The sequence below is a fragment of the Streptomyces sp. SJL17-4 genome (genome assembly GCF_036826855.1).
Taxonomy (GTDB): Bacteria; Actinomycetota; Actinomycetes; order Streptomycetales; family Streptomycetaceae; genus Streptomyces.
The window spans coordinates 3,926,929-3,939,974 of record NZ_CP104578.1 but is presented as its reverse complement, the minus strand read 5'-3'; the positions used below and the strand labels follow the sequence as shown (position 1 = coordinate 3,939,974).

Annotated in this window: 7 protein-coding genes; 5 read left to right on the top strand and 2 right to left on the bottom strand. The window is 71.8% G+C overall.

What is annotated here, in order from left to right; all coding sequences use genetic code 11:
- The first annotated feature begins 128 nt into the window (after positions 1–128).
- Positions 129–7,487 (top strand): polymorphic toxin type 27 domain-containing protein, encoded by a 7,359-nt coding sequence (locus N5875_RS17500; RefSeq protein WP_338494683.1) that lies wholly within the window; start codon positions 129–131, stop codon positions 7,485–7,487.
- 14 nt (positions 7,488–7,501) lie between these two features.
- Entirely contained in the window at positions 7,502–7,915 is a 414-nt protein-coding gene (locus tag N5875_RS17495; RefSeq protein WP_338494680.1) for a hypothetical protein, read from the top strand.
- Positions 7,916–7,997: 82 nt separating this feature from the next.
- Here N5875_RS17495 and N5875_RS17490 read toward each other — a convergent pair whose 3' ends face one another.
- Together N5875_RS17490 and N5875_RS17485 are read right to left on the bottom strand one after the other, a co-directional pair.
- A complete protein-coding gene (locus tag N5875_RS17490) occupies positions 7,998–8,744 on the bottom strand; it encodes a hypothetical protein (protein WP_318212909.1) in 747 nt (248 codons plus the stop codon).
- 95 nt (positions 8,745–8,839) lie between these two features.
- Entirely contained in the window at positions 8,840–9,514 is a 675-nt protein-coding gene (locus N5875_RS17485; protein ID WP_338494677.1) for a hypothetical protein, read from the bottom strand.
- 195 nt (positions 9,515–9,709) lie between these two features.
- Here N5875_RS17485 and N5875_RS17480 point away from each other — a divergent pair, with 195 nt between their 5' ends.
- The 3 genes from N5875_RS17480 (at position 9,710) to N5875_RS17470 (ending at position 13,040) form a co-directional block, all read left to right on the top strand.
- On the top strand, positions 9,710–11,143 hold the full coding sequence (locus tag N5875_RS17480; protein ID WP_318212907.1) for an MFS transporter: 1,434 nt from the start codon (positions 9,710–9,712) through the stop codon (positions 11,141–11,143).
- A gap of 87 nt (positions 11,144–11,230) precedes the next feature.
- Positions 11,231–12,400, top strand: a complete 1,170-nt coding sequence (locus tag N5875_RS17475; protein ID WP_318212906.1) for an aminotransferase class I/II-fold pyridoxal phosphate-dependent enzyme — start codon at positions 11,231–11,233, stop codon at positions 12,398–12,400.
- Positions 12,401–12,500: 100 nt separating this feature from the next.
- The gene (locus N5875_RS17470) at positions 12,501–13,040 is read left to right on the top strand and encodes a MaoC family dehydratase (RefSeq protein ID WP_318212905.1); all 540 of its coding nucleotides are present in this window, start codon (positions 12,501–12,503) and stop codon (positions 13,038–13,040) included.
- Positions 13,041–13,046: the final 6 nt, after the last annotated feature.

The following is a 13,046-nucleotide window of genomic DNA, read 5'->3' as shown; positions in this document are numbered from 1 at the left end:
GTCCGGGCGGTGAGCCGCCGTCTGTCATGCCCATGTCGGGATGCTGCCGAAACGATCGAGAGATTGTCAGGCAGAACATGTCATTGCTCAGAGACGCCGGCAGACGCCGGCGTCGCCTACGGTCCGCCGTGGCCAGAGCCGTCAGCGTGACGGCACTGGTCACCGCCTCGGCCGTACTGACCGGCCTCGTCCAGGCCGTGCCCGCCGCGGCCGACACCGTGCCCGAAGAGGACACCGGTTACGACCGCAACACCATCGGCCAGGACCGGCGGCTCGACCGCTGTCTCACCGGGGTGGCGCTGCACGTCGGCGGCCCCCTGATGAAGGCCAAGGCCATCGAGGGCCTGACCGGCACCGAACAGCAGCTCCGCGACACCGTCGGAGACCGGGGCTGGATCGGCTACGGACCCCTCGGCCAGGCCGCCGACGCCGACAAGGAAGCGGCCGGCGAGTACTCCAACCTGTCGACGGCGCGCACCACCGCCCTCGACGACGCCAACAAGGCCTATCGCGAATCGGCCTGGGCCAGCGAGGACATGGAGTGGCACGCGCCGCGATTCGGCGCGGACGTCGTCAACTTCGCCCTCGTCACCCAGACCGAACTCGCCTGGCGCCTCGGCAAGGACGAGCACAGCAAGGCGAGCGCCGACGCCGTCGCCCGCGCCAAGGCGGTCACCGAGGAGAACCGCGGCAAGGACGACTGGCACGACTGGTCCGCGGACTCCATGCTGCGGGACAGCGAGGTCACCTGGGACTACTTCGGCGGTACGACCTCCAGCGACATCGCGTCCTACCTTCGGCGCGGCGGCTTCGCGAAGGAGGCCCTCGCCAAGGACTCCCCGGCGTACCGCGTCGAGGTCGAGGACCTCAAGCAGGCCTGGGCGGCCTGTGACTGGCAGAACCCGGTCGACCCGCGACGGACGCTCAACGAGCCCGTCATGAACGCCATGGTCGAGTGGGAGGAGGAGTACGCCGGGCAGGCACCCCAGCGTGCCACGATCATCACGGCCGAGGCCGAGGCCTCGGCGGCGGCTCGTGAGGCCACCGACCAGATGATCCAGGCCATCGGGCAGGCGTGGCGCGCCGACCAGATCCTGAGCTGGCGCAAGTACTGGCAGGACACGCTCGCCCAGGACCCCGACACGATCCTGGACAAGCCCGACCAGGCGTTCTACGACAAGGCCACGGCCGACCTGGCCGAGGCCCGTACCAACGCCACCGCCCTCGTCACTTCGGCGAAGGCGCAGGCGGCCAAGGCCACCGCCGCCGCCCAGAAGGCCGCGACCGCCCAGCAGGCTGCGTGGGCCGTCGCCGACGCGACCCACGTGCCGCGCGGCCGGGGTCTGATGTACGCCCAGCAGTCCGTGCAGGTGGCCCGTGCCTCCGCCGCTGCCGCCACGGCCGCCGCGAAGGCGACGGAGACCGCCCTGGCCGCCGCGAACGCGACGATCGCCACCAGCGACGCGCTGCTCGCCAAGGCGCAGACCGAGTCGCACGCGATCAACACCGAGTTCCGTCGCGTCGCCGCGGAGGAGGCCGCCGCGCAGGCGAAGGCCGCCGCGGACAGCGCCGAGGCCAACGCCACGGCCGCCACGGAGAGCGCGGACGTCGCGAAGTCCGCGCGTACGACGGCCGAGACGAAGCGCGACAAGGCCAAGACCGCCGCGGCCACGGCCGCCTCCGAGCGGGCCAAGGCGGAAGTGGAGAAGGCCACCGCGATCGCCTCCCGCGCCAAGGCCGCCACCGAGCGGACCAAGGCGGAGGAGGCCGAGCAGCGGGCGACGACCCAGCAGACGACGGCCAAGAACGCCGACACGGCCGCCGGGACGGCGACCGCCGACGCCGCGGCGAAGCGGAAGGTCGCCGACGAGCGGGCGAAGGCCGCCCAGACCGCGCGCGAGAAGGCGGTCCAGGCCCTCCGGACGAAGCAGGCCACGGCGGCCCGCGCGGCCGCTCTCGAAGCCGCCGCCACCGCCGCCGAAGGGTCCGCGGCGGCTGCCGAGACCCGTGCGGCCGCCACCGCGGCCCGTACCGCCGCGAACGAGGCCGTCCAGGCCGCCGCCTCCGCGCAGACCGCCGCCGACCAGGCCACCACGGCCGCCGTCGGTGCCCGCACCGCCGCCACCACCGCGGAGGGTGCCGCCGAACGCGCCCAGGCCGACGCGACCAGTGCCTGGTCGGCGTACCGCGGCTCCCTCGACGCGGCCTCCACCGCGCACGCCGCCGCGGCCACCGCCCTCGACGCCTCGCAGGACGCGGCGATCCGCGCCGACAACGCGGCCACGGCCTCGGAGAACGCCACCGAGCTGGCCAAGAAGGCCCAGCAGGAGTCGGCCGCCGCCGGGGTGAGCGCCGCCGAGGCCGTGAAGTCGGCCGCGACCGTCGTCGGCCGCGCCTACGCCGCCGGTCAGGCCGCGCTCGCCGCCCGCGACAGCGCCACGGCCGCGGTCGCCGCCGCGGGCGACGCCGTTTCGATCGGTACGCCGTACCAGGAGAAGGACAGCGCGGCAGCGTTCGCCGTGCTCGTCGGCCAGTCGTCGAAGACGGTCGCCGAGCAGCAGGCCGCCGCCGCTGCGGCCAAGGCCACCGCGGCCGTCGCCGCGGCGGAGTCCGCGCAGCAGACCGCCGCGCAGGCCACCGGTGACGCGAAACTCGCCGCCGAGGCAGCCGCCCGAGCGGCGAGCGACTCGGTGCGCGCCGTCGAGGCCGTGACCCGCGCCCAGGAGTCGGCCGCCGAGGCCGCCACCGCCCAGGCGGGTGCGAAGACGGCGTCCGACGCCGCCGCCGGCCACGCCGAGCAGGCCGGGAACGACGCCGCGTCGGCCCGCCTGACGGCGGACGCGGCGAGCACCGCCGCCGCCGAGGCCGACCGTGAGGCGACCGACGCCGAACGGCACGCCGCCGAGGCCAACGAGAAGGCCGGCCGGTCCTCCGCGGCCGCCGAGGAGGCCGCGCGCAAGGCGGCCGAGGCGGAGCAGGAGGCCAAGGACGCCGAGACGAAGGCCGGTGACGCGGAGGGCGACAGCTCCGCCGCCGAGGAGGCCGCGAAGAAGGCCGAGCAGGAACAGCGCGAGAAGAACGAGGCCGCGCACCAGGCCGCCCTGGACGAGGGCACCACGCCCATCAAGGGCGGTGCCTCCAACTGGCCGGCGCTCGGCGAGCGCGAGGAGAAGATCCTCCTCGACGCATGTGGTCAGACCTGTGTCGACGACTACCGGAAGGGCCTCGCCGCCGTCTCGGTCGACGTCGTCGAGTGGGCGACCGCCAACGGCGGGCAGATCCTCTTCGAGCAGCTCGACGCCGCCAAGGTCAAGGAGTGCCTGGCCTCGTCCGACGTGGACGACTGCCTCTGGGCACTGGTCGACATCCCCTCGTCGTCCGTGATCGTGGGCCGTATCCCCGCCCTCGCGACGGCGATCGAGCAGGTCTCCGACGGCGTCCGGAAGATCTTCTACGACGCCGACGACGCCCTGCGCCGGCTCAACGAGCTGGCCGCCGTCATCAGCGACGTCCGCTCCACCCCGCGCCTCAACCGCTGTCTCGCGGGAGTCGCCCTGCACGCGGGCGGCGTCAAGACCAAGGCCATGGCCATCCAGGGCCTGACCGGCGGCGACGCGGGTCTGGAAGCCGTCATCGGCGAGCGCGGCTGGATCGGGTTCATGCCCCTCGGGCAGGCCGCCGACCAGGACCGGGACGCGGGTTACCTCTACCTGGACTCCTTCGCGGCCCAGAAGGCGGTCCTGGAGGACGCCAACCGGCCGTACGCGATGAGCTCGTTCGACGACGGGATCACGCTGCACGCGCCGGAGTTCGGCGCCGACATCAGCGCGTACACCTACGCCACGCAGTCGAAGCTCGCGGAGCGCATCGGCTGGGACGCGCACACCAACGCGAACGCCGAGGCGATCGCCAAGGCCCGGCAGATCACCGAGCAGAACCGCGGCAAGGACAGCTGGCACGACTTCGCGGCCGACTTCATGCTGCGGGACTCCGAGGTCGGCAACACCCGCTTCTTCGGCGGTACGACCTCCGCGGACATCGCCACCTATCTGCGGCACGGCGGCTTCCCCGCAAAGAAGATCACCGAAGGCACGCCCGAGTTCCGCGTCGAGGTCGAGAACCTCAAGCAGGCCTGGGCGACGTGCAACCACGCCGACCCGGTCGACCCGCGCCACGCCCTGAGCGAGGCCGTCTCGCAGGCCTCGGCCGAGTGGGAGGCGGAGTACGCCGGTCAGGCCGCTCCGCGCGCCGTCATCATGCAGGCGGAGGCCGACGCCGCCGCCGCCACCCGGACCGCCACCGCCACCATGATCGAGGCCATCGGCCAGGCGTGGCGCGCGGACCAGATCCTGCGCTGGCAGAAGTACTGGCACGACCAGCTCGAAGCCGACCCGGGCCACATCCTCAAGCCGAAGCAGTCCCTCTTCGACAAGGCGAAGACGGACCTGGCGAACGCCCGGGGCAAGGTCCAGGCACTGGTCACCAAGGCCAAGGAGCAGGCCGCCCTGGCCACCGCCGCCGCGCAGCGCGCGGTGACCGGCCAGCAGCAGGCCTGGACCATCGCGGACGCCGCCGAGGTGCCGCGCGGCCGTGGCCTGATGTACGCCCAGCAGTCGGTGCAGGTCGCCCGTGCCTCGGGCGCGGCCGCCACGGCCGCCGCGAAGGCGACGGAGACGGCGCTCAACGCCGCCAACGCCACGGTCTCCACGTCGGAGGCGCTCCTCGCTCTGGCGAAGACCGAGGCGCACGCGGTGAACACCGAGTTCCGCCGGATCGCCGCGCAGGAGGCCGCCGCCCAGGCGAAGGCCGCCGCGGACAGCGCGGACGCCTACGCGGCCTCGGCAGCGGCCAACGCCGAGAAGGCCAAGAAGGCCAAGGAAACCGCGCTGGCGGAGGAGGAGCAGGCCCGTCAGGCCGCTGCCGACGCCGCCTCGCAGCGGGCCGTGGCCGAGCTGGAGCGCGCCAACGCGGCGGCCTACCGGGCCACCGCGGAGAGCGAGCGGGACAAGGCGAAGGGCCACGAGGCCGACGCCGTCGCCCAGGGTCTGATCGCCTCCAACGCCCGTACGTCGGCGGAGACGGCGGGAGCCACGGCATCGGCCCGCAGGGGCGACGCCGAGCAGGCGGAACGCGACGCGGTCGCCGCCCGCGACAAGGCCCTCGAGGCCGAGCAGCGGCGTGACTCGCTGAACGCGAAGGCGGCGGCCCTCGAGGCCAACGCCGCGGCCGACGAGGGTACGGACGCGGCAGTGGCCTCCCGCGCCGCCGCGACCGACGCCCGTGCCGCCGCGAACACGGCGACCACGGCGGCCACCAATGCCCGCGCGGCGGCGAACGCGGCGACCACAGCCGCCGTCAACGCCCGCGAGGCGGCCACCAAGGCGCAGGGCTCCGCGTCCCGCGCCAAGGCGGCGGCGGACGCCGCCTGGTCGTCCTACCTGATCGCCGCCGGTTCCGCGGCGGCCGCCCACGCGGCGGCGGCCGAGGCCATCGACGCCTCCGAGGCGGCGGCGGCCGATGCCAAGGGCGCCAAGGAGCAGTCGGACAAGGCCTCCGCGGCGGCGAAGGTCGCCAAGACGGAGGCGGCAGCCGCCCGTACCGAGGCGCTGCAGACGGCGGCCTGGGCGGCGACCACCGCCGGCAAGGCCCTCGCGGCCGTGAAGTCCTCGCTCGCGGCCCGTGACTCCGCCGCGGCGGTGATCAAGCCGGCCAACGAGGCGATCAGCCTCGGCGGCCCGTTCCAGGAGGTCGACAGCTCCGCGGCGTTCGCGGTGCTGACGGGGCAGCAGTCCCTGACGATCTCGCAGCAGCAGGCGGCGGTGGCAGCCGCCACGGCCGCCATGGCCGAGGAGTTCTCCGCCGAGGCGAAGGCCCTGGCCGCGCAGGCCGCCGCGGACATGAAGCTCGCGGCGCAGGCGTCCGCGGCCGCGGCGTCGGACGCGCTCCGTGCCGCCAAGGCGTACGAGCGGGCTCAGGCCTCGGCCACCCAGGCCGCGAAGGACGCCAAGGAAGCCCAGGCGTCGGCGAACCGTGCCGACGGCTACGCCCAGTCGGCCGGCAACGACGCCATGGCGGCGTCGTGGGCGGCGATGGACGCCGAACAGGACGCCATCGCGGCCGACCAGGCGGCCACCGAGGCGGAGAAGGACGCCGCCAACGCCCGTGCCGTGGCCACCAAGGCCGAGGAGGACGCCGCCAGCGCCCGCGCCACCGCCACCAAGGCGGAGGAGGACGCGACGGCGGCGGAGGGTGCCGCGGAACGCGCGTGGGACGCGGCGAACGAGGCCCAGGCGATCGCGGACCGCACGGAGCAGGGCGGTAACAGCGAGCAGATCCAGCAGGGTGTCACCACCGGCATCAGTGACGTGTGGGCGGTCCTCGACCACATCGAGTACATCGGCGAGCCGCAGAACGTCGTCAAGGACAACTGCAGCCCGTGGCTCCACGTCGGCAACTGCACGATCACGTCCGACGTCACGTACAAGTCGCACGTCGACGTGTTCATGTGCATGGCGGCGTGGGAGACGTACACGGGTGGCTGCCCGGACGCGGACACCGTCTACCTCGGCCCCGAGGTGACGAAGGCGGAGACGAAGCGGCTCAGCGTCACGCTGACGATGGTCGAGTTCAACTCGGGCATCGACCCGATCGACGTCCTGCTCGGCGACTTCATCGGCTGCGCCAAGCTGATCACGCCGGGTCTGTCCGGTGGCAGCTGGGGCGACTGCGCCTGGGCGGCCAGCTGGTTCGTCGCGGGCCCGATCTTCCGGTCGGCGAAGGCCGGGGTGATGGCGATGGACGCCGCCATCAAGACGGGCATCGGGTTCATGGACGCCTTCATGGCGCTCCGCACCATCGGTCTGACCGAGGCCGCCGTCCAGGGCATCATCAGCCGCCTCTTCCGGAAGCTCGGCGAGGCGTGCGAGGTGGCGGACACCGCGACCTTCAAGCTCGCGTCGTTCTCCGTCGCGGCGGTCGACGACGATGTCGTCAACAAGTGCCGGGAGATCCTCAAGGACATAGTCAAGGACGGCGATCACATCGTCCTCGGAGTCAACCCTGGCTCGGACAGACTGGCCGCCGCCATCGGCGGGCGCACCTTCAACAACAAGGACTTCGGTATCGTCATGCCGGCGAGCATGGGGATGGGGGAACGCGCCCTGTGGACGGTGGGCGTGGAGCGCGCGGTGGAAAGGCCCGGCGTGAAGATCTCGGTGTCCCTGGACGGAGTCCAAGGCGCCAAGACCGCCGACGAGGCGCTGAGCATGCTTCTGGCGCGAGGGGAGACGATCGAGAAGAGCTCCTGGGAGGTCATCCAGTCCGCGGGCCACGGAACCGCATGGGAGATGGTCAAGCTCCGTACGGCCACCCGGATGTGGTACCGCGACTGGGACTCCATCGAATGGTGGATGACCAACTCGGAGGGCAAGGTCGTGCGCGTCTATCCGGAGCGCTTCAAGTACGCCAACGGCCAGCCGGTCGACTGAGGAAATGAGAGGTCGTGACAGATTTCGTCCGGGAAGGGCGGCTCTTCAGAGTGAGCGGGTTCCACCCCTCGCACCGTCAGCTCTTTCTGACCAGTGAGGCCCTGCTCGAGGACCGGACCACGACGAGGGTCGAGGTCTTTATCGGGCATGTGGAACTGATGTTCCTCAAGCCCATCTACGAGAACGGGCTCCACATCCGGCGGGCGACCGCCGCAGAGTTCGCCGTGCTCAGCGAACGGCACGGCATTCCGGCGGAGGACGCCGCCTACACCTGGATGCTGGAGCCCGACGGCGACAGCTTCGTCGTCGGCAGCAATCCGAACTGGCGGGAGGCGGAGTTCGCGCTGATGGGCGAACGGCAGGCGTTGTACGACCCGCGTGAGACCTGGCCGCCGGAGTTCCCGGCGGAATCGGGGAGTGTCATCTGACCGGTCGTCCTCTGTGAGAAGGGGGCCGTCCCCAGTGCATCGCACTGGGGACGGCCCCTTCTCCGTGCCTGCGGCGGCGGTGTCAGCCCGTCGCGTCCGCGATCCGCTCCAGCTGGGCCTTGATCACCGGCTCCGGGATCGCGGCTTTCTTCTGGTCCAGCATGTTCACGCCGTAGAACGCGGAGATGACGCCTCCGCTGCGTACGACCGTGTACGTCATCGGCACTTTCTGCTTGCCGATGTCGCCGGTGATCCGGTAGCCGACGGCCTCGTCGCCCAGCTTCGGCGCCGGGAGGCTTTCGACCTTGCCGTAGGTCAGGCCGAGCGTCTTGAAGCCCTTGGGGCATTCCGTGACGGCCGTCCGGAGGTCCTTCATGACCTGGGCGGCGTTCTCCTCCGAGTGGGAGGCGAGCCACATCGAACCGACCGTCGCGTTGGCCGCGTCGCCGGGCTGGAGGGAGCGGTGGACCACGCTCACGGCGGGGATGTGCGTGAAGCCGCCGATCAGACTGGCGAGAGGCTGGCAGACCTTCTTGTCGGCCTTCATGTCGCGGCCGGCCTCGACCTCCGCCTTGGCGATCTTCTTGGCGTCGAATCCCGCGGCCTTCCCGGTGAGGGCGACCTTTTCGAGGGCCTTTCCGTCGAACGCCCCCAGGCGTTTCGCCTCCGCGGCCTCTTTCTGCTCGGCGCTCTGCGTTTTCTTCGCGCTCGCCTCCGCGCTCGCCTCGGGCTTCTTGTCGCCGGAGTCCGCCGAACCGCCGCTGCATGCGGATATCGCGAGGAGGGCCGGCAACGCGGCGGCAATCGGGAGGACCCTGCGCAGTCTCATGTTCTTTTCTTTCCTGGCATCTCTCGCGGGTGAAGACAAACGAAAATGATCTTACCGGCGGTAGATGTCATTCCCCGTCACGGTTTGGCGTCGGCTCACGCGGTTCCGGACATGTCCGTCAATTCCGCGAGTTCGCGTTCCAGGTTCTCCCGCGCCTTCTCCTCCCAGACCGCCGCACCGTAAGGCGTACGGAAAAGGCGGGGCAGTCCGAGGAGTTGGCGGAGGACCGCCGCTCGGCCTTTGCGGAAGGCCTCGTCGGGCACGAAGCCGTACTCCTCACGGACGGCGGCCGCATACCCCCTGTAGGTATCGGGATCGGTCGCCAGGATCGCGAGGTCCGCGTCGCAGAGGGTCTCGCCGTTCAGGTCGCCCGGGGACGGGTCGTGAGTGATCGTCAGGCGGACCAGGCGGGCGACCTCCGCCACCTCGTGGGGGGTGAGTCCGGCCTCGGTGAGCGCCTTCTCGGCGAGGACGGCCGAGCGCTCCTCGTTCTCGGAGCGGTCGGGCCGGTAGACCGCGTCGTGGAACCAGGCAGCGAGCCGCACGAGCTCCAACTCCCCGCCCTCGCCGCCCTGGTCGGTGAGTTCGTCGATGCGGCCGAGGACCGCCCGCAGGTGGTCGACCGTGTGGTAGCGGCGCTGCGGCTCGGCCCAGCGGGCGAGCAGGTTCTGCCCGTACGGGGCGGGGTCCGGACCCCTACGGCCGGCGCGGGCGGCGAGCAGGGTGGTGTTCCAGCGCTGGAGCAGCTCGGGGTGTTCCTCGGCGGTCATGGGGGCATTCTGCCCGCCGGGGTGCGCGGAGGCGGTGCTTCCCTCGCCCGGAAGCGACGCTTCCCGGCGTCCTCACCTCACTCTTACATACCCCCCATGGGTATGCTACGGTGCTCCGCACAGGTACCCCCTAGGGGTATACCTCGAGTCCCGTTCGGGCCGCTCGGGGGCCGCAGCGAGTGAAGGGTCAGGGCAATGTCAACCGTCAATCCCCGGCGCTGGTGGGCACTTGTCGTGCTCGCCGCCGCACAGTTCATGGTCATCATGGACACGTCGATCATCGGGGTCGCGCTCCCCGAGATGCAGAAGGACCTGGGCTTCTCGCAGAGCGAGCTCCAGTGGATCTTCAACGCCTATGTGATCGTCTTCGGCGGCCTCCTGCTCCTCGGCGGACGCCTCTCCGACCTCGTCGGAGCACGCAAGATCTTCGTCGCCGGCTGGGCGGTCATGATCGCCGGCTCGGTCCTGGCCGCCGCCGCGCAGACCGCCTGGGTCGAGATCGCGGGTCGCGCCGTCCAGGGTGTCGGCGGTGCGCTCATCGCGCCCTCCGCCATGACCCTGCTGATGATCCTCTTCATGCACGACCCGAAGGAGCTCGGCAAGGCGATGGCGCTCTACGGCGCCGCCGCCCCGGCCGGCGGCACCGCGGGCGTCTTCCTCGGCGGCGTCTTCACCGAGTGGATGAGCTGGCAGTGGGTCTTCATCATCTACATCCCGATCGGCCTCGCGACCCTCGCCGCCACCAAGCTCCTCCCGAACGTCGAGTCCCGCCGCGGCTCCGTCGACATCCTCGGCGCCGTCGCCGTCACCGCCGGTCTCGCGCTCGCCGTCTTCGCCGTGGTCCGCGCCCCCGAGGTCGGCTGGGGTTCCACCGGCACGATCCTCCAGCTGGTCGGCGCCGCCGCCCTCCTCGTCCTCTTCTTCGTGATCCAGAAGAGCATCAGCGAGCCGCTCATGCCGCTCAGCGTCTGGCGGGTCCCGCGCCTCGGCTCCGCCAACCTGGCGATGACGCTGCTCGGTGCCGCCTGGATCCCGATGTGGTACTTCCTCAACCTGTACCTCCAGCAGGTCCTGGGCTTCGGCGCCTTCGAGTCCGGTGCCGCGCTGCTCCCGATGACCGTGCTCCTCATGATCTTCATGACGGCCATCACGGCCCGGCTCATGATGAAGGTCGGCGCCAAGCCGCTCATCGCCGGCGGTCTGCTCGTCCTCGCCGCCGGGCTGGTCTGGCTCGCCGCCGTCCCGCCCACCGGCTCCTTCCTCGTCGACGTCCTCCCGGCCTCGCTGGTCGCCGCGCTCGGCATGTCCCTCGCCTACATCCCGACGATGATGACCGCGATGTCCGGCGCCCCGCAGGAGCAGGCCGGTCTCGCCTCCGGCATCGTCAACACCACCTACAACGTCGGCTCCGCGCTCGGCCTCGCCGCGCTCACCGCCGTCGCCATGTCCCAGGGCGCCGACCAGCTCGGCAACCTGCCGAAGCTGACGGACGGCTTCTCGTCCGCCTTCATCGGCGCCGCGATCATCGCCGCGCTCGGCGGTGTCATCACCCTCCTCGTGATGAAGAGCGACAAGGCCGTCGCCGGAGCGTCCGCCCCCGCCCCCGAGGGCGAGAAGGTCTCCGTCTGAGCCCGCCCCGAAGGGGCCGCCCGATGTCCGTGCGCGGACGTCGGGCGGCCCCTTTTCCGTATCAGGGAAGGAACGTGAAGGAACGTCATGGAACTGAACACCCGCGCCGTCCACGTCGTCAACGAGCCGCTCCAGCACGGCAGTCGGCCGCTCTCCGTGCCCCTCGTGCAGTCCTCCGCCTTCGCCTTCGAGTCGGCCGCCGAGCTCGCCGACGCCATGGCGGGACCCGACGGGCCGTACGTCTACAGCCGCCGCGGCAACCCGACCGTACGGGCCCTGGAGCAGACCCTCGCAGGCCTTGAGGGCGGCGAGGGGGCCCTCGCCTTCGCCTCCGGCATGGGTGCCATCAGTGGCGTCCTGCTCGCCCTTCTGCGGCCCGGCGACCGGGTGGTGGCCCAGCGCTGCCTGTACGGGGGGACGCATGCCGTCCTCACCGACCTGGCCGAGCGGTACGGGATCGAGGTCGTACGGATATCCGGCGACGACCCCGCCGAGTTCGAGGCCGCCGCCGTGCACCCCGCCACCCGGCTGCTCGTCCTGGAGACCATCGCCAACCCCACCGGCCAGGTCCCGGACCTGCCGGGGCTGCTCGCCGCCGCCCGCGCCCTCGGGGTGACGAGCCTCGTCGACAACTCCCTCGCCTCGCCCGTCCTGTGCCGCCCCCTGGAGCTCGGTGCCGACATCGTCGTCCACTCCACCACCAAGTACCTCTCCGGGCACTCGGACGTCCTCGGCGGCGCCGCCGTCTTCGCCGACGACGAGCTGCGCCGCCGGGTCTGGCCCCGCACGGTCGAACTCGGCGCCTGCGCCGACCCGTTCGCCGCCTGGCTGACGCTGCGCGGGATCCCCACCCTGCCGCTGCGGATGCGCGAGCACTGCGCCAACGCCGCCGTCCTCGCCGAGCGCCTCGGCGCCCACCCCGGCGTCTCGGCCGTGCACTACCCCGGGCTCCCGGGCCACCCCTCGTACGAGCGCGCCGGCAAGGTGCTCTCCGCGGGCGGCGGGCTGCTGGCCTTCGAGCCGGCGGGGGGCCGGGAGGCCGGCCGGGCCTTCATCGAGCGCGTACGGCTCGCCACGCTCGCGCTCTCCCTCGGCGGCGTGGAGACCCTCGTGACGCATCCCGCGTCCACGTCCCACCGGGAGCTGGACGAGGCGGCTCTGGGCGCGGCCGGGATAGCTCCCGGTCTGGTGCGGATGTCGGTCGGCATCGAGGACGTCGAGGACCTCTGGGCCGATGTCGAACAGGCCCTCGCGTAGCACCCTTCGGATGCTTCTTTTGGGTTGACAAAATAAATGACTGATTCGTAGATTGGTGGGTGCCAGGGAAAGACCACTCCTAGGTCAAGGGGGGCGCACGATGCGCTACTTCGAGGACTTCCGGCCCGGCGACGTCCACGAACTGGGCGCCGTCACCGTCACGGCGGAGGAGGTGCTGGAGTTCGGCAGGCGCTTCGATCCGCAGCCCTTCCACACGGACCCCGAGCGCGCGGAGCAGTCCCCGTTCCGCGGACTGATCGCGAGCGGGTTCCACACCCAGGCGATGTTCATGCGCCGCTACGTCGACGGACTGCTCGCCTACAGCGCCTGCATGGGCTCGCCCGGCATCGACGAGGTCCGCTACCTGCGGCCCGTCCGCCCGGGTGACGTCCTCACCGCGCGCGTCGAGATCCTCGGCTCCACCCCGTCGCCGTTCAATCCCGCCACCGGCACCGTCAAACCGCGGTGCACCCTGGTGGCCTCCGACGGGACGGCCGTGTTCAGCATGATCCTGCACAGCATCTTCCGCCGGCGCCCCGCCGACTCCGAGGCCGACCATCTGTCGTCGATGCCCGCGGCCGAGGACCCCGTCGCCTGTGTGCGACCGGCCAAGACCTGTGTCCCGGTCATGAGCGCCTGACGGAAC

Coding starts and splice junctions, on each gene's coding strand:
- N5875_RS17470 (WP_318212905.1), top strand. CDS start 12,501: ATGCGCTACTTCGAGGACTTCCGGCCCGGCGACGTCCACGAACTGGGC.
- N5875_RS17490 (WP_318212909.1), bottom strand. CDS start 8,744: ATGAGACTGCGCAGGGTCCTCCCGATTGCCGCCGCGTTGCCGGCCCTC.
- N5875_RS17480 (WP_318212907.1), top strand. CDS start 9,710: ATGTCAACCGTCAATCCCCGGCGCTGGTGGGCACTTGTCGTGCTCGCC.
- N5875_RS17475 (WP_318212906.1), top strand. CDS start 11,231: ATGGAACTGAACACCCGCGCCGTCCACGTCGTCAACGAGCCGCTCCAG.
- N5875_RS17485 (WP_338494677.1), bottom strand. CDS start 9,514: ATGACCGCCGAGGAACACCCCGAGCTGCTCCAGCGCTGGAACACCACC.